Origin of the sequence: Agrobacterium sp., assembly GCF_032092815.1 — a bacterium.
Classification (GTDB): Bacteria; Pseudomonadota; Alphaproteobacteria; order Rhizobiales; family Rhizobiaceae; genus Agrobacterium.
In genome coordinates this window covers 48,569-70,857 of sequence record NZ_DAMDBP010000019.1, presented here as the reverse complement: position 1 = coordinate 70,857, position 22,289 = coordinate 48,569, and the positions used below count along the sequence as shown (strand labels likewise).

The 22,289-nt window shown below is 55.0% G+C and carries 20 protein-coding genes; 11 read left to right on the top strand and 9 right to left on the bottom strand.

Features of this window, described 5'->3' with window-relative positions; translation table 11 throughout:
• Positions 1-24 precede the first annotated feature (24 nt).
• Complete coding sequence (phnF, locus tag RT613_RS13470; RefSeq protein ID WP_313616078.1) at positions 25-774, top strand: phosphonate metabolism transcriptional regulator PhnF; 750 nt, start codon at positions 25-27, stop codon at positions 772-774.
• A gap of 70 nt (positions 775-844) precedes the next feature.
• Here phnF and RT613_RS13465 read toward each other — a convergent pair whose 3' ends face one another.
• From RT613_RS13465 to mepA, 6 genes are all read right to left on the bottom strand, one after another.
• On the bottom strand, positions 845-1,480 hold the full coding sequence (locus tag RT613_RS13465) for a 2,3-bisphosphoglycerate-dependent phosphoglycerate mutase (protein ID WP_313616077.1): 636 nt from the start codon (positions 1,478-1,480) through the stop codon (positions 845-847).
• A 32-nt stretch (positions 1,481-1,512) separates the two neighbouring features.
• Entirely contained in the window at positions 1,513-2,337 is an 825-nt protein-coding gene (gene dapB / locus RT613_RS13460) for a 4-hydroxy-tetrahydrodipicolinate reductase (RefSeq protein WP_313616076.1), read from the bottom strand.
• A 9-nt stretch (positions 2,338-2,346) separates the two neighbouring features.
• Positions 2,347-4,119, bottom strand: coding sequence for an ABC transporter ATP-binding protein (locus tag RT613_RS13455; protein WP_409558826.1), 1,773 nt, complete (start codon positions 4,117-4,119; stop codon positions 2,347-2,349).
• Positions 4,120-4,244: 125 nt separating this feature from the next.
• Positions 4,245-5,267: a glucokinase gene (locus RT613_RS13450; protein ID WP_313616073.1), complete on the bottom strand. Its 1,023-nt coding sequence runs from the start codon at positions 5,265-5,267 to the stop codon at positions 4,245-4,247.
• A 52-nt stretch (positions 5,268-5,319) separates the two neighbouring features.
• Entirely contained in the window at positions 5,320-5,697 is a 378-nt protein-coding gene (locus RT613_RS13445; RefSeq protein WP_313616110.1) for a methylglyoxal synthase, read from the bottom strand.
• A gap of 95 nt (positions 5,698-5,792) precedes the next feature.
• Positions 5,793-6,845, bottom strand: coding sequence for a penicillin-insensitive murein endopeptidase (gene mepA, locus RT613_RS13440; protein ID WP_409558824.1), 1,053 nt, complete (start codon positions 6,843-6,845; stop codon positions 5,793-5,795).
• A 203-nt stretch (positions 6,846-7,048) separates the two neighbouring features.
• Between mepA and RT613_RS13435 the strand changes: the two genes are divergently transcribed.
• The 7 genes from RT613_RS13435 (at position 7,049) to RT613_RS13405 (ending at position 16,738) form a co-directional block, all read left to right on the top strand.
• A complete protein-coding gene (locus RT613_RS13435) occupies positions 7,049-8,893 on the top strand; it encodes an extracellular solute-binding protein (RefSeq protein ID WP_409558823.1) in 1,845 nt (614 codons plus the stop codon).
• 145 nt (positions 8,894-9,038) lie between these two features.
• The gene (locus RT613_RS13430) at positions 9,039-10,133 is read left to right on the top strand and encodes a microcin C ABC transporter permease YejB (protein ID WP_313616072.1); all 1,095 of its coding nucleotides are present in this window, start codon (positions 9,039-9,041) and stop codon (positions 10,131-10,133) included.
• Complete coding sequence (locus RT613_RS13425) at positions 10,133-11,278, top strand: ABC transporter permease (protein ID WP_313616071.1); 1,146 nt, start codon at positions 10,133-10,135, stop codon at positions 11,276-11,278. Before RT613_RS13430 ends, RT613_RS13425 begins: the two co-directional genes overlap by 1 nt.
• A gap of 17 nt (positions 11,279-11,295) precedes the next feature.
• Positions 11,296-12,933, top strand: a complete 1,638-nt coding sequence (locus tag RT613_RS13420; RefSeq protein WP_313616105.1) for an ABC transporter ATP-binding protein — start codon at positions 11,296-11,298, stop codon at positions 12,931-12,933.
• A 135-nt stretch (positions 12,934-13,068) separates the two neighbouring features.
• A complete protein-coding gene (locus RT613_RS13415) occupies positions 13,069-14,316 on the top strand; it encodes an FAD-binding oxidoreductase (RefSeq protein WP_313616069.1) in 1,248 nt (415 codons plus the stop codon).
• 297 nt (positions 14,317-14,613) lie between these two features.
• Positions 14,614-15,681, top strand: a complete 1,068-nt coding sequence (locus RT613_RS13410; RefSeq protein WP_313616067.1) for a DUF898 family protein — start codon at positions 14,614-14,616, stop codon at positions 15,679-15,681.
• Positions 15,671-16,738 carry a M48 family metallopeptidase gene (locus RT613_RS13405; RefSeq protein WP_313616103.1) on the top strand — a complete coding sequence of 356 codons (1,068 nt, stop codon included), beginning with the start codon at positions 15,671-15,673 and terminating at the stop codon, positions 16,736-16,738. The genes RT613_RS13410 and RT613_RS13405 overlap by 11 nt, the downstream gene beginning before the upstream one ends.
• 34 nt (positions 16,739-16,772) lie before the next feature.
• Here RT613_RS13405 and RT613_RS13400 read toward each other — a convergent pair whose 3' ends face one another.
• Positions 16,773-17,816: a Fe(3+) ABC transporter substrate-binding protein gene (locus RT613_RS13400; protein WP_409558822.1), complete on the bottom strand. Its 1,044-nt coding sequence runs from the start codon at positions 17,814-17,816 to the stop codon at positions 16,773-16,775.
• Positions 17,817-17,990: 174 nt separating this feature from the next.
• Here RT613_RS13400 and rirA point away from each other — a divergent pair, with 174 nt between their 5' ends.
• The gene (gene rirA / locus RT613_RS13395) at positions 17,991-18,485 is read left to right on the top strand and encodes an iron-responsive transcriptional regulator RirA (RefSeq protein ID WP_313616063.1); all 495 of its coding nucleotides are present in this window, start codon (positions 17,991-17,993) and stop codon (positions 18,483-18,485) included.
• A gap of 178 nt (positions 18,486-18,663) precedes the next feature.
• A complete protein-coding gene (locus RT613_RS13390; protein ID WP_313616061.1) occupies positions 18,664-19,716 on the top strand; it encodes an AbrB family transcriptional regulator in 1,053 nt (350 codons plus the stop codon).
• A 121-nt stretch (positions 19,717-19,837) separates the two neighbouring features.
• Here RT613_RS13390 and RT613_RS13385 read toward each other — a convergent pair whose 3' ends face one another.
• On the bottom strand, positions 19,838-21,100 hold the full coding sequence (locus tag RT613_RS13385) for a TadE/TadG family type IV pilus assembly protein (RefSeq protein WP_313616100.1): 1,263 nt from the start codon (positions 21,098-21,100) through the stop codon (positions 19,838-19,840).
• 240 nt (positions 21,101-21,340) lie between these two features.
• On the opposite strand from RT613_RS13385, the gene RT613_RS13380 reads away from it, so the two are divergent.
• A complete protein-coding gene (locus RT613_RS13380) occupies positions 21,341-21,844 on the top strand; it encodes a gluconokinase (protein WP_313616059.1) in 504 nt (167 codons plus the stop codon).
• Between the two features lie 59 nt (positions 21,845-21,903).
• Here RT613_RS13380 and RT613_RS13375 read toward each other — a convergent pair.
• The coding region (locus RT613_RS13375; RefSeq protein ID WP_313616058.1) for an FAD-binding oxidoreductase at positions 21,904-22,289 on the bottom strand (386 nt) is incomplete at its 5' end.

Genomic DNA, 22,289 nt, shown 5'->3' with positions numbered 1-22,289 from the left:
AATGACATGACAAGCGTGTGACATATGAATGTAACGGCCCCTCTGACAGCCAATGTACGCAGGAAGAACGGCGTCGCCCTTTGGCGGCAGATCGCCGATCGTATCCGGCAATCAATTCTCGCTGGTGAGTATGATGCTGCCGGCATGCTACCGCCGGAAATGGTCTTGTCGGAAACCTTCAGCGTCAACAGACATACGGTGCGCAGCGCCATCTCTGCCCTGGCCGACGAAGGCATTGTCCAGCCACTGCAAGGTCGTGGCACGATGATCGTGCGCAAGGAGCGGCTCAGTTTTCCGATTTCCAAACGCACCCGTTTTTCGGAAGGTGTGGGCGATCAGGTCCGTGAAATGCAGGGGCTGCTATTGTCCAAATCGGTCGGAACGGCGCCGATTGAAGTTGCTCGGCAACTGGGATTGAAGCAGGGGGCATTGGTCATCTGTCTGGAACTGTTACGCAAGGCGGATCAGCGCCCGGTGTCGCGTTCAACCACCTGGTTTCCCGCCGAGCGGTTTGAGGGTATTTCCGAGGCCTATGAAAAAAGCGGCTCCATTACCGCTGCCTTCAAGGCCGTTGGCCTCAATGATTACATGCGTGCGTCGACCAAGATTTCCGCCGTCCATGCCGATGCCGACGATCTCGCAGCCCTTGAGCTGTCTCCCGGCGCCATCCTGCTTGTCACCCACGCGCTGAACACCGATCTGGACGGCAAACCGGTGCAATATGCCATCAGCCGGTTTCCGGCCGATACGGTTGAATTCCGGATGGAGAATTGACTGTCAGTCGATAAACAAAAGGCCGGGGCGAGGACGCTCCGGCCTTTTCATTCGTGTGATGTCTTCGGGCTTAGTGGGCCGCAGACATGTCGCCGAGCACATCCTTCGACGCGACGGTCGAATCTGCGTTCAGCTTGTAAACCATCGGTACACCGGTCGCGAGGTTGAGCTGGAGGATTTCCTCCTTGCTCAGGCGGTCCAGCACCATCACCAGCGAACGCAGCGAGTTGCCATGGGCGGCAACCAGCACGTTTTCACCACGCAGCACGCGTGGCAGAATTTCGGTGAGGTAGTAGGGCCAGACGCGCGCGCCCGTGTCACGCAGGCTTTCGCCGCCTGGAGGTGGAATGTCGTAGGAACGGCGCCAGATATGAACCTGTTCTTCGCCCCATTTTGCGCGGGCGTCGTCCTTGTTCAGGCCCGAGAGGTCGCCGTAGTCGCGCTCGTTCAGCGCCTGATCACGGATCGTTTCCAGGTCAGGCTGGCCAACATTGTTCAGCACGATCTGGCAGGTCTTCTGCGCGCGGGTCAGGTCAGACGTGAAAGCGATGTCGAACTTGATGCCAAAATCGGCAAGCGCCTTGCCGCCAGCATTGGCCTCCTGCACGCCAAGTTCGGTCAGATCAGGGTCACGCCAACCGGTGAAAAGGTTTTTCAGGTTCCAGTCGCTTTGGCCGTGGCGAACAAGGACGAGAGTTCCGCTCATTATCAATTCCCTCCGTAAAAAAGTAAAAACCGTCAGGCCTGTGAAAGCCCCAAAACATCAAGCATGGAATAAAGACCGGGCTTCTTATCCCGTGCCCAAAGCGCAGCCGTCAGCGCGCCGCGCGCAAAAATCGAGCGATCTCCGGCGTAGTGCGACAGGGTCACCCGTTCGCCTTCGCCTGCAAAAATAACCGAGTGGTCGCCAATGACCGAACCGCCGCGCAAGGACGCAAATCCAATGGTGCCTTCGACGCGCGCCCCGGTGTGGCCATCACGGACCCGCACGGACGATGTCGTCAGATCGACACCACGACCCTTGGCAGCTTCGTCGCCGAGCAGCAAAGCGGTGCCCGATGGAGCATCGACCTTATGTTTGTGGTGCATCTCAATGACTTCAATGTCCCAGGCATTGGCAGGCAGGGCCTTTGCCGTCTGGCGTGCCAGAATACCGAGCAGATTGACACCAAGGCTCATATTGCCTGACTTGACGACCCGGGCATGGCGCGAGGCAGCCGCAATCTTGTCCTCGTCATCGCCCGAGCAACCGGTGGTGCCAATGACGTGCACGATACGCGCCTGCGCAGCGAGTGCCGCAAAGGTCACGGTCGAGGCAGGCGAGGTAAAATCGATAACACCTTCGGCATGCAGAAATGCTTCCAGCGGATCGCTGGTGATGATCACGCCATTTACACCGACGCCGGCAATTTCACCGGCATCCTTGCCGATGAAAGGGGAGGTCTCGCGTTCAACAGCGGCATGCAGGGTAACGCCTGGGGTCTCATGAATGAGACGGATCAAGGTTTGTCCCATACGACCGGCAGCGCCGACCACTACCAGTTTCATGTCGTTGCTGCTCATGCGTCCGTTTCACTCTTCTGCGGATGACTTCAGACCGCTGCCGGTCGATTGAAGATTATTGAGGTGAGCGTAAAGCCCGTTTTCCTGCTTCGCAAGCTCTTCATGCGTGCCCTGTTCACGCACCTGACCTTCATGCATCACAACAATCTTGTCGGCGCGCACAACGGTGGAAAGGCGGTGGGCAATAACGATAACGGTGCGGCCGTTCATCGTCGTTTCCAGGGCTTTCTGTACGTAGGATTCCGATTCCGTATCCAGCGCAGAGGTCGCTTCGTCGAGCAGCAGGATCGCCGCATTGCGCACCAATGCGCGGGCAATCGACAGACGCTGGCGCTGGCCGCCGGAAAGGCTCATGCCATTTTCACCGACAGGTGTGTCATAGCCCATTGGCTGCGCCATGATGAAGTCATGCGCATAGGCCTGTCTGGCCGCGTCTTCGATTTCGGCATCGGTCGCATCGGGGCGGCCGTAACGAATGTTGTCGCGGATCGTGCCTTCGAACAGGTAAGGCTGCTGCGACACATAAGCGATGTGATGGCGCAGGGACGCCTTTTTGACATCGGCGATGTTCTGCCCATCAACCAGAATTTCACCCTCCAGCGGATCATAGAAACGCGGAATGAGGTTAATGATGGTCGATTTGCCGGCACCTGACGGACCAACAAGTGCAGTTGTCTTGCCACCTTCGGCGATGAACGACACATTTTTGAGAATGGCGTTTTCGTGGCTGTAACCGAAGGAAACATTGCGCAGCTCAATGGTGGCATTGGCAACCTTCAACTCGCCCGCATCAGGCTTGTCGCGCTGCAGCGGCTGCAGGTCGAGCAGCTCATAGATCATGCGGGCGTTGACGGTGGCCTGCTCCATCTGCACCTGCAAACGGGCCAGACGGCGCGCCGGGTCATAGGCCATCAGCAGGGCGGTGACGAAGGAGAAAAAGGCGCCTGGTGCAACGCCACCGTAGATCGAGCGGAAGGCGGCATAGGCCAGAACGCTTGAGATGGCGAGGCCAGCAAAGGTTTCGGTCAAGGGCGCGGTGCGCTCCGTCAGCCGGGCAATACGGTTTGCGCGCCCTTCTGCCGACTTGATCACCTCGTTGACCTTTTCCTCCAGCTGTTTTTCCATCGTGAAGGCTTTGACGATGGCCATGCCCTGAATGGTCTCCTGGGTGGCACCCAGAACGCGGCTGTTGAGCACGATGGCATCACGTGTCGCACTGCGCAGGCGCTTGGAAATGTAACGAAGACCAATCAACAGCGGCGGTGCGACCACCAGAATGACCAGCGACAGCAGCGCATCCTTCGACACCATGACGCCGATCAGCGCAATCAGGGTCAGCAGGTCACGAGCAATCGACGTCACTGTCAGGTTCAGAACATCACGTACACCGCTGACATTCTGGGTAATCTGTGCAGCAAGATGGGCGGAACGGGCTTCGTTGAAAAAGCCGACCGACAAGGTCATCAGATGGGCATAGATACGCTTTTGATATCCTGCGACAATGTTGTTGCCGATCTTGGACAGAAGCACCGACTGGCCATAGGTCGCAAAACCGCGCAGCACGAAGGCTGCGAAAATGCTGGAACATATGATGATGACGAGATCGGCACGTTTGTTGGCAAAAGCCTCGTTGATCACAGATTCCATGATCCAGGCTGTAAAGGCCGTCGTTGCCGCCACCACCAGCAGGCAGGAAATGGCAAGAATGTAGTTGCGCAGATGCGCACGGCCATTTTCAGCGATAATACGTTTCAGGATTCCCGAAACCTTTTCGGAATCCATCGGCTTTTTTGTGCGTACGGTAGAGTTCAAACGCTAATCTGCCCTGTTAGTGTGCGGCCTCCCGCTTTTGAGGCGGTTCTATAACCAGTCGAGGCGCTTTTGGCCATAGACAAGTTAATGCGCCGTCACACCACCCAGCGCCGTCCTTCAAGCGTAAGGCCATAATTTTCAGGCGAACGCGCGAAGGTCGCAAGTCCGGCAAGCGCTGCCTGCGAGTGCGTTACCACATAGGTTGGAATGGTTGCGAGCAGAGCGCTGTGCGGTGCTTTGTCTTCAAAGGCTGCACGGAACTCACCCTGCTTGAGTGCGGGAATGATCTTCTGTGAAATGCCGCCGGCCAGATAAACACCGCCGCGCGCCATGAAAATCAGCGCAAGGTCACCGGCCAGACGACCGAGATAGGTGCTGAACAGGGTCAGGGTTTCGGCAGCCTGTGTGTCGTCACCGGCAAGGCCGTGCGAGGTAATATCGGCCGGATCCTTGAAGGCAGGCTTGACGCCATCGGCCGCGCAAACCGCATTATAAAGGTAGACCAGCCCGCGTCCGCACAGGATCTGTTCGCCAGAAATACGGCCTTCGATCGGCTCGAGATGCGGGAAAACCTGGAAATCGCGCTCGCTTCTGGGGCCAATGTCGACATGGCCACCTTCACCTGGAACCGGGAACCACATGTTGCGGGCATGCACAAGCCCGGCGACACCAAGCCCGGTGCCGGGTCCAAGCACAACGCGCGAGGCAATCATGTCCTTGTTCTCAGGGCCGATCAGATCGCGGTTGTCGTTGTCGAGAGACGAAATGGCCAGCGCCTGTGCTTCGAAGTCATTGATGACGATAATGTCTTCGAGACCGAGCTTTTCCAGCATCTGCTGGGGGCGCACCACCCAGTCGCAATTGGTCAGCGGTATCTCATCGCTTTCAATCGGACCGGCCACCGCCAGAATGGCCGAACGAGGCTGCACCGAAGTCTTGTCCAGAATGGAGGTCTGGATGGCATCGTCGATGGTTTCAAAGTCTGCCGTCTTGACGCTCACGAACTGCCTTGGTTCGGCAAAGGCATCCAGCAGAATGGAAAAGCGGGCATTCGTGCCGCCAATATCGCCGATCAGAATAGGAAACGGGAGATGATCTTTCTCGATATTTTTTGGCATGGATAATCTCACCGTGAAATTTGAAACAGGACGTAACCGGAAACGAGTTTAATTACAGCTGAAAATCGACCAGCTTTTCCGCAGTCGCCCGGTTGAGCGCCATGGGAATGTCATAGACGGTTGCAAGTCGCGTCAAGGCTTTTACATCGACATCATGAGGCATTGATGTCAGCGGATCGACGAAGAAGATCAGCATTTGCACTTCGCCCTGTGCAATCATCGCGCCGATCTGCTGGTCGCCGCCAAGCGGGCCGCTCTTCAGCCGTGTGACGTTGAGGCCAGGGCAGGCATCCTGCACGCGGCCACCAGTTGTGCCGGTGGCGACGATGCGCCATTTGGCCAGAGACGCGCTGTGCTGACGGGCAAAATCCGCCATGTCGTCCTTTTTCTGATCGTGGGCAATCAGGGCGATACACTGTTCGGATGCCATGCCATCAACTTTCATGTCATGATTTCAATCGATTTGATTTCTTCTATAACAGCTTGTCGCCATTTGAAAAGCCGGGTTGTCCCGATCCACCCATTTCAATTCATGGAAGGCCGCGCAAGCGGTACCGGAACACCAGATGGCCCACCGCCGACAGCGTCCTGCGAAATAATCGCCTCGATTTGTGATGAAGGCTGTGGCGCGGGGGAATAGGCGCTCGGCAAGGCACCGTTGACGGAGGCGATGGAAGGCGCACCGAGTACCGACGCGCATGCCTTTGGCAGGTCCGTCAACATCATGGGACGCGGTTTGACCGGCTTTGCATTCGGGTCCTTTTTTGGCGGTGCCCAAGGTTCCTTGGTAAACCACCATGCGAGTGACTTGTCGCAACCATCACCAGCCGGAACAGCAGCCTGCGGTTTGCAGCCGGCAGCACCGGCCGGGCATTTGATACGGATATGGAAGTGCTCGTCATGACCATAGATCGGCCGGATCTTGCCCATGTTGGTGCGGTCACCGGACCATGTTTCGCAAAGCTTTTTCTTGATCGCCGGATTGACGAACACCCGATCCACCTGCGGGTAGCTTGCCGCTTGCATCACAAGACGGGCATGGGTGGAGGTCCAGCGATGCGGGTTGACGGTCAGGAACTTGTTTTTGTCCAGCATCGAGGTGAATGGCAGGTTGTCACGTTCCTGCGGGGTCATCACGCGGTTGGGCATTGGTGTGAACCAGATATCGGCATCAAGGCCGATCTGGTGCGAGGCATGGCCTGACAGCATCGGCCCGCCACGTGGCTGCGAAATATCGCCGACAAGCAGTCCCGGCCAGCCAATTTTCCGCGCATCCTGCGAAAACTGTTCCAGCAGCGCAATCATCTGCGGCTGGCCCCAGTTACGATTGCGCGACGGGCGCATCGCCTGCCAGGCCGGTCCATCGGTTGGCAGGGCAACGGCACCTGACTGGCAACCCTTGGCGTAGGACCCATAGGGGGACGAGGCATTTGCATTCGGCAGCTGCACCGCGCCAAACAGTTCCTTGGCCGGTTTGTCATCCAGCGCATAGGCTGATGTGCCCATGCCGATGTTCGCCGAGAGGACGGTCAGCGCAATAACGCCGGTACGCCAAATGCCATCAAGTGTCGTTTTCATCGTGGTCTGCCGCATGCTGAAAGTGATTTGCCCCAACTTTATCTGAAAAGCGCCCTAGCCTGAAACAGCAATTTGGTGAAACCATGTTTGCGGCCTGCAAAGAAAGCAATAGGGATAAAAAGGTTGTGAGCCGTCCGCTACTATATTTTGCCGTACTTTCGCTTATGCTTCCTAAATCCGAAGAATGAATGGAGATGGACTGCATGCGATTGAACGGGCTGAAACCCTGCCTCACCATCATGAGCGCATTAGCGGTGCTGGCGGCACCTTTTTCAGTCTCGGCGCAGGATGCCGACAAATGGCGCAGTGGCGTTTCTTCTATCGGTGAACTCAAATATCCCGACGGATTTCAACGGTTTGATTATGTAAACCCCGATGCGCCAAAAGGTGGCGCATTACGTCTGTCCTCCAACGGCACTTTCGATACGCTCAACCCTTTGCTGGACAAAGGTGAAGTCGCCACTGGTTTGGGCCTCGTATTCGATACGCTATTGGTAAGCTCCGAAGAGGAGCTATCGGCCTCATACGGGCTTTTGGCCGAGGCGGTCAGCTTCCCCGATGATATCTCCAAAGCAGTTTTCCGCCTGCGGAAAGAAGCAAAATGGGCAGATGGCCAGCCTGTAACGCCCGAAGATGTCGTTTTCAGTTTTGAAAAAACCAAGGAGCTCAGTACCAGCAAGGCGAATTACTACAGCCATGTCAGCAAGGCTGAAGTGACTGGAGAGCGCGAAGTAACCTTCATTTTCGATGAGGCAAACAACAAGGAATTACCGCAGATTGTCGGTCAATTGATCATCGTGCCCAAACACTGGTGGGAAGGCACCGGACCGGATGGCAAACCGCGAGATATTTCGCGTGTCACGCTGGAGCCGGTTATCGGCTCCGGTCCCTACAAGATTGCATCTGCATCGTCAGGGTCTACGCTGACCTATGAGTTGCGTGACGATTATTGGGGCAAGGACCTGAACGTCAATGTCGGGCAAAACAACTTCAAGACCATCAATTACACCTTCTTTACCGACCAGGATGTGGAATTTCAGGCATTCAAGTCAGGCACGATTGATTTCCGCCAGGAGCAGTCCTCCAGCCGTTGGGTAAATCAATATGATTTTCCGGCCGTCAAGGATGGGCGGGTGAAAAAGGAAGAACTGCCAAACTTTTACCGTGCCGCTGGCATCATGCAGGCCTTTGTTCCCAACCAGAGGCGGGAAAAATTCCAAGATCCAAATATGCGCAAGGCGCTCAATTACGTCTTCGATTTTGAAGATCTAAACAAGACACTGGCATTTGGCCAGTTCCAGCGCATCAACAGTTTCTTTATGGGAAGCGAGTTGGCGTCCTCCGGCCTGCCAACCGGCCGGGAGCTGGAAATTCTGCAAGAGTTGAAGGACCAGGTTCCGCCTGAAGTTTTCACGGCGGAGTATAAGAACCCGGTGGCTGGCGATCCCGGCAAACAGCGTAACAATCTGCTTGAAGCAACCAAGCTTATGAAGCTGGCCGGTTATGAATTGCGTGGCAACAAGATGGTCAACGCGCAAACGGGAAAACAACTTGATATCGAGTTGCTGATTGATTCAATCGGCATGGAACGTACGGTCATGCCGTTCATTCAAAATCTCAAGAGGATTGGCGTCAACGCGACGCTGCGAACGGTGGATGCATCGCAGTACACCAACCGCGTGCGCAGCTTCGATTTTGACATGATCGTCAAACTTTGGGGAACCTCTGCAAGCCCAGGCAATGAGCAGACGGATTACTGGGGATCGGCAGCCGCAGACCGCCCGGGATCGGGCAACGTTGCTGGCATTAAAAACCCTGCCGTTGATGCTTTGGTGAGGAAGGTGATCTTTGCGCCAAACCGGGATGAACAGGTGGCTGCCGCCCGTGCGCTTGACCGTGTTCTTCTGGCAAATGCCTATGTGGTGCCGCAATTTTATCGCGGTTACAGCTCTATCGCCTATTGGAACACGCTTGTGCGCCCGACCAACCTGCCTGAATATGGCTTGGGTTTCCCAAATGCATGGTGGTCCGCCAACGCCGGAAAATGATGCGGGTCTTGCTTTATAAGCCAAGCCTTGATTCACATAGAAAATTACGAATCATACAGTGTGCGGGATTTGCCGCACTCCGGAAAGGAAACGGTTTGACGCAGCCGATGACAGCCGAACCCAACTCCCTGAAGCGGAGCACCTGATGGGAGCTTATATTCTGCGGCGTCTGGCCCTGATGATACCGACCATTATCGGCATCATGGGCATCTCCTTTCTTGTCATTCAATTTGCTCCGGGCGGACCTGTCGAGCAGGTCATCGCCCAGCTTTCCGGCTCGGGAGACAGTGCGGCCGACCGGCTTTCGGGCGGCGGCAACATGCTCGGCCAAGCCGGCGCTTTTGATGAAAGTGGCTCTACCTATCGCGGTGCGAAGGGGCTGGATCCTGAACTGATTGCCAAGCTGGAAAAACAGTTCGGTTTCGACAAGCCGCCATTGACGCGCTTCCTCGACATGATGTGGAACTACATCCGCTTTGATTTCGGTGAGAGCTTCTTCAAGGGGCGGCTGGTCGTTGATCTGATTATCGAAAAACTGCCGGTTTCAATGTCGCTTGGCGTCTGGATATTGATCATCTCCTATATGATCTCCATTCCACTCGGCATCAAAAAGGCCGTATCTGACGGTTCGACCTTCGACGTCTGGACTTCCGGCATCATCATCATCGGTTATGCCGTTCCAAGCTTCCTGTTCGGCATTCTGCTGATTGTGCTGTTTGCAGGCGGATCCTTCTTTGACCTGTTTCCGTTGCGTGGCCTGGTGTCGGACAATTTTCACACCCTGTCATGGTGGCAAAAGATCATCGACTATTTCTGGCACCTGACGCTGCCATTGATTGCACTGTCGCTCTCAGCCTTTGCGACAACGACATTGCTGACCAAAAACTCCTTCATTGACGAGATCAAGAAACAATATGTGGTTACGGCGCGCGCCAAGGGCTTGTCGGAACGCAAGGTTCTCTACGGTCATGTTTTCCGCAACGCCATGCTGATCTTGATTGCCGGTTTCCCCAGTGCCTTCATCTCGGCCTTCTTCACCGGATCGCTGTTGATCGAGAATATCTTCTCGCTGGATGGCCTTGGCCGTCTCGGTTATCTCGCCGTCATTGAGCGCGACTATCCGATCGTTTTTGGAACGCTGTTCATCTTCTCCCTGATGGGACTTGTTGTCGGGCTGGTGTCTGATCTCATCTACACATGGATTGATCCACGCATCGATTTCGAACGGAGGGACGTGTAATGACGGATGTCACGTCCGGGATCGATTTGACGGGTGCAAAGGTGAAGAAACCTTGGCTCTCGCCCACCAGCAAACGCCGCTGGCAGAATTTCAAAGCCAACAGGCGCGGTTATGTGTCGTTCTGGCTTTTCCTGTTTCTGTTCATTGGCAGTCTTTTCGCAGAATTCATCGCCAACGATCGACCGATCCTCGTCTCCTACAAGGGCGAACTGCTGGTGCCTGTTCTGGTCGATTATCCGGAAGAGAAATTCGGCGGCTTTCTGGCTCAGACAGATTACAAGTCCTCCTTCATTCGCGAGGAAATCGAAGCCAATGGCTGGCTCATCTGGCCGCCGGTGCGATATTCCTATCAGACCGTGAATTCGAACATTCCATATTCTGCACCAACGCCACCGTTCTGGATGATGGACAGTGCGCAGCGTTGCAGCGCTTACCCGCAGGGAGATAGCGACCCCGATTGCACGCTTGGCAACATGAACTGGCTGGGCACCGACAATCAGGCCCGCGATGTCACAGCACGTATGATCTACGGTTTCCGTATCTCGGTGCTGTTCGGACTTGCTCTTACCTTGGCTTCGGCAATCGTTGGTGTGACAGCCGGTGCAGTGCAGGGTTATTTCGGGGGGTGGACTGACCTTTTGATGCAGCGTTTCATCGAGATCTGGTCATCCATGCCGGTGCTTTATATTCTGCTGATCATCGCTTCCATCTTGCCGCCCGGGTTCTTCATTCTGCTTGGCATTATGCTGCTGTTTTCCTGGGTTGGTTTCGTCGGCATTGTGCGTGCCGAGTTCCTGCGCGCCAGAAACTTCGAATATGTCAACGCGGCGCGTGCACTGGGTGTCGGCAACTGGACAATCATGTTCCGCCACCTGCTGCCCAATGCCATGGTGGCCACGTTGACCTTCCTGCCATTTATCCTGTCCGGCTCGATCACCACGCTGACCTCGCTGGACTTCCTTGGTTTCGGCATGCCGCCCGGTTCGCCGTCTCTGGGTGAAATGATTGCGCAGGGCAAAAACAACCTGCAGGCACCATGGCTTGGCCTGACGGCATTTTTCACCATGTCCATCATGCTTTCACTGCTGATCTTTGTCGGCGAGGCCGTGCGCGATGCCTTCGATCCGCGCAAGACATTCCGGTGAGCGCGATGTCGAACAATATGGCCGAGACAATGACCAAACCAATTCTTTCCGTCCGTAACCTCTCGATCGCCTTTCATCAGGGCGGTAAGCAGAGCATTGCCGTTGATGGCGTGTCTTTCGATATCATGCCGGGCGAAGTGGTGGCGCTGGTCGGTGAATCCGGGTCTGGAAAATCCGTTACTGCAAACTCGATCCTGAAATTGCTGCCCTATCCGGCCGCCAGCCACCCCTCGGGTGAAATCCTGTTTGAAGGCAAGGATATGTTGAAGTTGCCGGAGCGCGAATTGCGTGGCGTGCGCGGCAACGACATCACCATGATCTTCCAGGAGCCGATGACCTCGCTCAATCCATTGCATACGATTGAGCGGCAGATTGGTGAAATTCTTGAACTTCATCAGGCCATCACTGGTGCCCAGGCGCGGGCACGCATATTGGAACTGCTTTTGCAGGTGGGTATTCGTGACCCCGAGAAACGACTGAAAGCCTATCCACACGAATTGTCCGGCGGCCAGCGCCAACGCGTGATGATTGCCATGGCGCTCGCCAACCGACCAAAGCTGCTGATTGCCGACGAACCAACAACAGCCCTTGATGTGACCGTGCAGGCTCAAATTCTCGAACTGCTGCGTGATCTGAAAGAACAACACAGCATGTCCATGCTGTTCATCACCCATGATCTCGGCATTGTGCGCAAATTCGCAGACCGTGTCTGTGTGATGACCAAGGGCAAGATCGTTGAAACGGGTCCTGTCGAACAGGTGTTCAACGCCCCGCAGCATGCCTATACCCGCCATCTGCTGGCAGCCGAGCCAAAGGGTGAGCCGCCCCATTCGGACGAGAGGCCGGTGGTTATGCAAGGCGATGACATCAAGGTCTGGTTTCCGATCAAGGCAGGCCTGATGCGCAGGGTTGTTGATCACGTCAAAGCGGTTGACGGTATCGATCTCACACTGCGGGCAGGGCAGACACTCGGTGTCGTTGGCGAATCCGGCTCCGGCAAGACCACGCTCGGTCTGGCACTGGCGCGATTGATCCGGTCGCAAGGGCGGATCAGCTTTCTCGGAAACCAGATTGATGGTTACTCATTCGAGGCAATGAAACCACTTAGAAACCGCTTGCAGGTGGTGTTTCAGGATCCCTATGGTTCGCTGAGCCCGCGCATGTCGGTGGGCGAGATTGTTGCCGAGGGTCTGAAAGTGCACGAAAAGACGCTTTCTTCGGACGAGCGAGACCGCCGTGTCGCGGCGGTGCTGGAAGAGGTGGGGCTCGATTCGGCAACCCGTTGGCGTTATCCGCACGAATTTTCCGGCGGGCAGAGACAGCGTATCGCCATTGCCCGTGCCATGGTGCTCAAGCCTCGTTTCGTGATGCTGGATGAGCCGACATCGGCGCTAGATATGAGCGTGCAGGCGCAGGTCGTGGACCTGTTGCGTGACCTGCAGGCCAAACATGATCTGGCGTATCTGTTCATCAGCCATGACCTGAAAGTGGTCAAGGCGCTGGCCAATGAGGTTATCGTCATGCGCCAGGGCAAGGTGGTGGAAAAAGGTCCGTCGACACGGATTTTCAGCGCACCTGAGCAGGATTACACCAAGGCGCTGATGGCAGCGGCATTCAACATTGAAGCCGTTCGGACACCCGCCATCAATCAATGATGATGCAACACCGGATGCATCTGGTGTTGCTGTCAATTTCCCGTTTTAAACAGTGAATTTGTCATTGCTTTCGTGCCGTGGCCGCCGCATGTTCCTGTGCTGTGGGCGCAATATGCGGGTAACGGGACGGGTGGAATGACAGCAGATGTAATTGTATTGGGTGCCGGCATTGTTGGCGTCTCCACGGCATTGCAACTGGCGCGAAAAGGCAAGAGCGTCGTGTTGGTTGACCGGCGTGAGCCGGGTGAAGAAACCTCGTTCGGCAATGCAGGGCTGATCCAGCGAGAGGGCGTTGTGCCTTATGGTTTTCCGCAGGATCCCGGCAAAATTCTGCGTTATGCGCTCAACAACAGCATTGATGCCCACTACCATTTGTCGGCATTGCCGTCGGTTGCGTCATTTCTGGCAAAATACTGGTGGAACTCCAATCCATCCCGTCATGAAGCGATCGCGCGGGCCTATGCGCCGCTGATTGAGTATTCCGTTTCAGAACATCAGATATTGATTGAAGAAGCCAGTGCCGGCCACCTGATTGCCAGGAACGGTTGGATGGAGGCCTATAGAACGCCCGAAAAACGCGACGCGGAATTTGCCGATGCGGATCGCATTTCGCGGAAATATGGTGTGCATTACACGCGGCTCAGCAAGGAAGATCTGGCGCAGGCAGAACCGCATCTGAGCGATGATTTTGTGGGTGCCTTGAAATGGGATGACCCGTGGTCCGTTCTCGATCCTCGCGGGTTGACGATGGCCTATCTCGCCCTGTTCCAGAAGCTTGGTGGCACCTTTATCAAAGGGGATGCCGCCACCCTTGCACAAACGGCGACCGGCTGGAAAGTGCGCACGCTAGATGGCGCTGCCGAAGCAGGCGAGGTGGTGCTGGCGCTCGGGCCCTGGGCCGACGAGGTCACTAGAAAGCTGGGATACCGTTTCACACTTGGCGTGAAACGCGGTTACCACATGCATTATAATCTGCGTGATGGCGCAAAGCTCAACAACTGGCTGCTGGACGGTGAACGCGGATATTTCCTTGCTCCGATGAGCAGGGGCATTCGCATGACCACGGGTGCGGAATTTGCCCGTCGTGATGCGCCGAAAACGCCTGTTCAGCTGGAGCGGGCCGAGAAGGTGGCCCGCACGATCCTGCCGCTTGGCGACAGGCTGGATGCCGAACCCTGGATGGGTGCGCGACCCTGCACCACCGACATGATGCCGATTATCGGCCGGGCGCCGCGCCATAAAAGCCTTTGGTTTGCGTTCGGCCATGCCCATCACGGGCTGACACTTGGGCCGATTACCGGACGCCTGCTGGCGGAGATGATGAACGGCGAAACCACCGTCATTCCGGCCGACGCCTATCGCCCTGAGCGCTTCAATCCATAAGCGGTCACGCAACCGCAGGAGTGATTTTGATAGGTGTGTAGCTCAATGACCAGTTGCGGACCGTGAGCCCACCCTAAAAAAGATCATTTAAAAATGCTCTTGATTTAGGCAATGAAACAGGACAGAAGCGCTCAGGTAATGCAACCGATTTCAATGTTGATATAACCCTGAGATGTGGTGGTGGGGACCAGCCTGCAGACAATCGGGCAGCCACATGAGTGACATGGAACTTCGGTCGGCAAGCGCTTCAGCTTTCCGGATGAGGCCATGTGCAGACACGCGTGAGAGGACAAGTTTATGGATCAAGCAGTTGCTCCTGTCGGCAGACAGGCCGCTTTTGAACGTGGCAGCTTTACGGGCAGCGCGAAGGAATATTTCGGTATCTGGATCGTCAATATTCTTCTGACGATTGTGACAATTGGCATTTATTCCGCCTGGGCAAAGGTGCGCCGCAAACGTTACTTCAATGGTAACACCGTTCTTCACGGCCGTGCTTTTGGTTATCACGCCACCGGCGGGCAGATTTTCAAAGGCCGTCTGATTGCCTTTGGTTTCATCGTTGTCATGAACGTTCTGGCGTATCTTATCCCGCCTGCCGCGCTGATTTCACCGATCGTTATCTTTATTTTCCTGCCGTGGTTGATCATGCGCAGCATTCGCTTTAACGCGCGCGTCACCAGCTATCGTAATGTTCGGTTTGACTTTGTAGGCACCGCAGGTGGCGCATTCGTATCAATCCTGCTCGGCAGTCTCGTGGCATTTATTTCCTTTGGTATTCTGGCACCGTTCAGCAGCCGTTGGGCCACCAATTATGTTTTTGGCAACCTGCGTTATGGCGATCGTCCATTCACCGCCGATCCGAAGATTGGCAAACTGTATAAGGCATGGATCATTCCTGCCCTCATGGTCGTCGTCGGTGGTAGTGTATTTGGCGTGCTCGTAACAATGTTATTTATGGCCGTTTACTCTGGTACCGATGCGCCTCCCGCCGCCGGAATTCTGGGTGCGATTTATTTCGCAATATTCGGTGCCTTCATCATCTATGGTTTCGCGGGTATCATATACCGCGTTGGCGTGCGCAACGTTGTCGTATCGTCTATGGTGCTGGACGAAAAACATCAGCTGGGTAGTGACCTTGGCCGTGGCCGTTATTTGTGGATCGTTATTTCAAACCTCGTCGTCAGCGTGCTGACCCTTGGTCTGATGCGCCCTTGGGCGGCGGTGCGTGAAGCACGTTACAGTGTCGAACACACGTCAATTCGCTTTGACGGCGATGTCGGTGAGGTTCTATCGTCCATCGAAGCAACGGGCGCTGCGGTCAGCGCCGAATATATGGACATGGAAGGCTTTGAGTTTGGTTTCTGATATCAGGAACATGGTTTCGGGCGAATGGCATGCCGCTCGCTCGAACGTTTCAAACCCTGCACACCTCAAATTCAGTGGTCATATGCTGCTGGTCTATGGTGCCAACGACAACAGGGTTTATGTGCAGGCTGATATCGAATTGATCGAGGTCAGCCAGCGCGTTGGCTCCATTCCCAGGGAAATTACCTTTCCTGACGGCTCGCTGTTTGAAACACTTGATAATGACGGCATCGACACGTTGCTGCGTCATCACCGTAAAAAGGGTGTCGGCGTTGTCCATTGGCTGGAACAGTTTCGCCCACGCCTGATCGGTATTACAGCGGCGGCAGTTTTCCTTGCTTACGCTACCTATCGGCTGGCACTGCCCGCGATGGTGGAACTTGCAGTTGCCGTCACGCCGCCCATGGTGCCGGAATTGATGTCGTCCAGCACGATGGCAACGCTGGACCGCACAGCTTTTTCTCCAACGGAGCTTTCAGGCGAAAAACAGGATGAGATTCGGCAGGACTTTGCCAAGATCGCTGCGCAAGCCGAGGGGTCGCCTGAGGATTACAAGCTAAACTTCCGCAAGGGAGGGGTCATCGGTCCCAATGCCTTTGCGTTGCCGGATGGTACACTTGTGGTCACAGATGAGCTGGTTTCATTGGCAGGCGACGATCTGCAGATGATCACCGGTGTTCTCGCCCACGAGATCGGTCATGTCGAACATGAACATAGCTTGCGCCAGCTTTATCGCGCAGCCGGTGTTGCTGGCCTGGTGATGCTGGTGGCAGGTGACGTTGGTTCCGCCATGGAGGATATTCTGACGCAGGGCGGTGGCCTTCTGGCCCTGTCGCATTCGCGTGATGCAGAAGCCGAGGCCGACAGGCGCTCGGTTGAATTGATGCGGGCTGCTGGCCTCGATGCCACGGCGATTGAACGGTTTTTTGCCCTGATGGAAGAGGAATACGGGGACCGCAGCAAAACCAGCATGCTATCTACGCATCCCGGCACGCCAGAACGGCGTGAGGCGATTATCGATTACGACAAGCAATTGCAGAGCCGTGGAGCGCCTTGAGGCACTGTGCCTCAAGGTTGATTACCGGTCAGTTCTAAGGGCCTTCGTTGAAGCCGACTTCATCCACCAGTTCGGAGGCTTCTTTTCTGTGGGCGGCAACGTCCGTCAGGGACAGCGGATCCGGGTTGATAGGACCAAAACCTTTGACGACGTCTGAAGGCTGCGCACCGGGCAAAACCGGATATTCAAACACTTCCTTTGCATAAATTTCCTGTGCTTCACCGGAGGCCAGAAATTCCATCAGCTTGAGTGCATTGTCGCGGTTCGGTGCATATTTGGTCATCGCGACGCCCGAGATGTTGACGTGTGTGCCACGATCCCCGGCGTTCGGGAAAATGACCCTCACAGCGCCCGCCCATTCCTTTTCTTCCGGTTCCTTGTCATTGGTCAGCATCAGGCCAACGTAATAGGTGTTGCCCAGCGCGATATCGCATTCACCGGCAAAGATCGATTTTGCCTGGGTGCGGTCCGTGCCATCGGGCTTGCGTGCCAAATTGTTTTTAAGGCCCGTCAACCATTCGCGGGTGTAATCCACACCGTGATGGGCAATCATCGAGGCAAACAGCGCAATATTGTAGGAATGCTGGCCATCACGAATGCAGATGCGACCTTTCCATTTTGGGTCGGACAACTCCTCATAGGTGATGTCCTTCTGCTGCACACGCTCCCTGGAGGCGTAAACGACGCGGCCACGGGTGGTCAGGCCGAACCATTCACCCTCCGGGTCACGAAGATTGGCAGGAATGTCTTTTTCAATGATAGGATCGTTGAGAACGGGCTGTGTAACGCCGCCTTCCTTGGCTTCGACCAGTCGGGCAATATCAACCGTCAAGAGCACATCTGCTGGTGAATTGACGCCCTCGGCCTGAATGCGTTCGACAAGACCCTTGTCCAGAAAAAGTACATTGGTTTCGATGCCTGTCTTTTTCGTAAAGGCATCCAGTAGCGGTTGGATGAGTTCCGGCTGGCGGTAGGAGTAAACATTGACTTCACCGTCGGCGAAAGCTGTGGAAACACCGGAGCAAAATAAGCATCCTGTTAACGCCGCCCAAAAAACGCGAGATTTCACGCTTGCCATTGGCCTAGCCTCCATTACATTGCCATTGTTGAGTTGTTTGTTCATGATTCAAGGGAATGGTCAACACGGCTATTTCAGCAATTCTGAAATTTAATGGAATTTTTTCCAATCTTGGAATTGTTCTAAACTGAAAAACAGACTATATAACTCCACAAAGAGAGTTAGGAGATCAGCATGCGCTTGACAAAACAGACCAATTACGCCGTTCGCATGTTGATGTATTGCGCAGCGAATGACGGTAATCTCAGCCGTATCCCGGAAATTGCCAAGGCTTATGGCGTGTCCGAGCTGTTTCTGTTCAAAATTCTCCAGCCACTCAACAAGGCAGGACTGGTTGAGACTGTACGTGGCCGTAATGGCGGTGTGCGCCTTGGCAAGCCGGCTGACAAGATCAGCCTTTTTGACGTTGTACGCGTTACCGAAGACAGCTTTGCAATGGCTGAGTGCTTCGAAGATGGCGCCGTCGAGTGTCCACTTGTCGACAGCTGCGGTCTCAACTCCGCGCTTCGCAAGGCACTGAACGCATTCTTTGACGTGCTGACCGAATATTCCATCGACGATCTGGTCAAGGCCCGCCCGCAAATCGGCTTTCTGCTTGGCTTGGACGACATGCCTGCCAAGCGCGCGGCAGCAAAGAGCTCAGCAGCACCTGTTGCTCCAGCAGCCTGATCATCTGATATCATCGATTTCAAAAAGCCCGCACTTTGTGCGGGTTTTTTATTGCCAAAAAGCAAAAGCTGCTTCGCATCTTCACACAACTACTGTTTAAACCTTCCGGCATAGTCGTTAGGCTGATATCAGGATATCCGCTTATCCCGCATCGCAACATCCCGACTGTATTTATACCGTGATGACCAAACCAGAATTTCTCACCCTGTTGCTGACGGTCATCGTTGGTACTGCCGGGGCTGCACTTGCCGCACTCGCAGGCGTGCCTGCGCCTTTCCTGTCCGGCCCCGCACTTGCCGTTACAATGTGCGGACTTTTCGGCCTCAAACTTGATATTCCCAAACGTGTCCGTGACGCGTGTTTTGTGCTTGTCGGCATTTCCATGGGCACCAGCGTGACACCTGATATCTTCAACGCTGCCAAATCCTGGCCGCTGAGTTTTGTCGCTGTTATCATAACCGTCATTCTGCTTTTATATTGCGGCTACTGGCTGCTGCATTACGTATTTCGCTACGATCGTACCACAGCCATGCTTGCCGCATCCCCGGGCCATCTCAGCTACATCATCAGCCTGAGTGCTGAAACGCGCAGTGATCTTGCCAGCATCAGCATTATTCAAAGTGTGCGTGTGCTGGCGCTGACCTTGTCCGTTCCGTTGATCGTCGAATATTTCGATCTGGTCAGCGCAGACATTTCCAGCCCGACGGCCGCCATGAACCCGCTGGTGCTTGCCGTGACGTTTGCCGTGGCACTGCTGCTTGGCATGTTGTTCATTCGCTGGCGTTTTCCCGCAGCCTTGTTGCTTGGCGGCATGGTGGTGTCCGTCGGCACACATATCACCGGCTTTACCACAGGTGCTGTCCCACCCTGGGCCATCCAGCCAACCTATATTCTGATCGGTTGCCTGATCGGTCTGCGGTTTTACAAAGTGTCCATTCGCGAGTTGCAGCGTGCCTTTATTGCGGGTGCGGTTTTGACGGTTGTTGTTGTGGCTATTGCCGGTGCCATTGCACTGGCCATCTCCAACCTCACAGGCGTGCCACTCAATGCGGTGATGATTGCATTTGCACCGGGCGGATTGGAAACCATGGCAGCCATGGCCATCATGATGCATGCCGATGCAACCTATGTCGGCTCACATCATATTTTACGTCTGCTGTTCCTGTCGTTTCTCATGCCCGCCGTCCTGAAAAGAACCACCCGTCTGGAAGATAAAAAGCCGGTAGAATAGAGGTCGGTTCTCTCGTTGCCACAACGCCACATGCATGACGTGGTGTCCTGGCGAAATGAGCGTACCAAAAACGGAAAATCCCCAACGCGAGGCCGGGGATTAAATTGATCATATCGAGGTATTAGCGAACCAGACGCACGGATGTCTGGGCGCTGCCGGACCCGGTCGAACCATAGGGCTCAAGCTGCCAATTGGCCGAGTTCATGATCATTGTGTTGACCACCATGGAAATCTTGTTGGTCTGATTTGTCGTTGAGTTATAGACGACATCGCGGTTTGGCAGGTGAATGATGCCTTCGAGCGTTTCACCCTTGGAGCCGTTGAAGATATACTGCTGCTTGTTGCTGGCGTTCGACGCATTGCTGGTGTTCTCAAACATCAGAATGCCCTTGTAGGTGCCGCTGGTCGGTGCCGTTGCCGTGAATGTCAGGCCGCCATTGGCACGAATTTCACTGTTCACGTCAGGGAAATAGAAGGTAACGCCTTCTGCGACAACGGTGGCACCGCTGTTGATGATCATACGACCCTTGATGATGTGCAGACCCGGTTCAAAGGTAATCTTCGGGCTACCGTTAAAGGTGGTCGAGCAGTGGACACCGGGCTTCATCACCTGCGTCTGGCCATCGCGTGTACCGCTAGTGGTACAGATCGAAGGGACGGTTGGTTCAGGCATCGTGCCGGCATAGGGATCACTCGTCACCGAACAGCCCACTTCAAGGTTGGTCAGGGTGCCGCCATTCTTGATGTAATTGGTGCCCTTGACGCAAAAGCGCATGGTGTTGATCGTCGAGCCGCTGTTCATGATGAAAGCCGGGTTGCTCGTGGAATGCACGTCAACACCACATTTGGGGGCTTTCACATTGGCGCCGGAGTTGATCAGCACGGCCTGGTTCTGGTTGCCCAACACATAAATGCATGGGCCTCCGGTATCTGCCTTGTCGGCGATCGCCGTGGAGGAAACCGAAATATCCAGTTCGTTGAGACCGGCCAGACCAAGGAAGGAGGGTTTGAACTTGTTGGCAAATGTTCCCGTCAGGCTGCCATCGGCATTGTTGCTGACCGTCAGGATCGTTGCCGAATTCAGTTCGATCTGATTGCCGTCTTCGGTTTCTTCCGGCATGACGGCGCTCATGAAGTTTTCAACTTCCTGGCGTTGGCTTTTGGCATCTGACTTCAACACGGCGGCAAGCACCGCTGCATCCATTTTTTCCTGCAATTCCTGCTTTTTTGCAAAGGCGTGCGACATATCAACTGCACCACCGGCTGCTACAAGTAGAACGGGTGTCAACACTGCGGCCAGAATTGCGAAATTACCGGAGCGGTCTTTGCGTAAGCTGCGTAAAATATCTTTTGCTTTAAATGTTTTTGTTTCAAGTCGGCACATCATGTTCAACCGTCGTTACATATCGGGACAAATTATTTGTGTATAAAATCTTTGTATTTTCAACGCTTTAACATTTTGAAAAGACACTAGACCAACAAACGGTCAACGCGACGACCGCATTTTTAACAATTCAGACGTGCATAAAATTCATTCTGCATCTCGCCTTTTGGTATTTGCGATCATTTGCGAACGTGTTAGGCGAAAACGAAATTCATCCCTTTCTCCATACTCAGAGGCGTTATGAGAAAAGCAATCGTCGTCATGGGCGTCAGCGGCTGCGGCAAATCGACTGTCGGTGAAGCAATCGCTGAAAAGCTTGGCATTGAGTTTCAGGAAGGCGATCGCCTTCATCCTCAGTCTAACGTCGAAAAAATGGCGGCAGGCATTCCGCTGAACGACGATGATCGTTGGCCCTGGCTTGATCTGATTGGCGCTGAACTGCGCAAGGGCATCGACAAGGGCGGCATCGTGGTGTCCTGCTCGTCGTTGAAAAAGACCTATCGTGACCGTCTTCGCAATGCCTGCGATGGTGATCTGGCTTTTGTCTATCTGGCCGGTTCGCTGGAATTGCTGACAGAGCGCATGGGCGCACGCACCGGCCATTTCATGCCGCTGTCCCTGCTGACCAGCCAGTTGGCAACATTGGAAGACCCAACCGGTGAACCTGGTGTTGTCACGGTCGATATCAGCGACAGCCCTGCGGTTATCGTTGAAAATGCGCTGGCCGGGTTGAAGCAGGCCTGATCTTTCCTGAACATTCAAAAAGCGCTTCCGTATCAACGGAGGCGCTTTTTTTGTGCGTTTCAAACGCCGAGGCGGTCGCGCAGCCCGTACCACCAGGCACCCAGCACCGTCAGCGGCACACGAAATGTCTTGCCGCCCGGGAAGGGGAAATTCGGCAGCGAAGACCAAACGTCAAACCGCTCCGCATGACCGGCCACGACCTCACCGAGAATTTTGCCCAGCAAATGTGTGGTCGTCACCCCATGACCACTGTCGCCATGCGAGAAGTAGACATTGTCTGCCAGTTTGCCCATGTGCGGAATGCGGGTCAACGTCAGCGCGAAATTGCCGCTCCACGCAAACTCGATCTTGGTTTTTTCCAGCTGCGGGAAGGTCTTCAGCATATTGGGGCGAATGACGCCGGTCAGATCGGCCGGGTCTGCGCCACCATAACCGATGCCGCCGC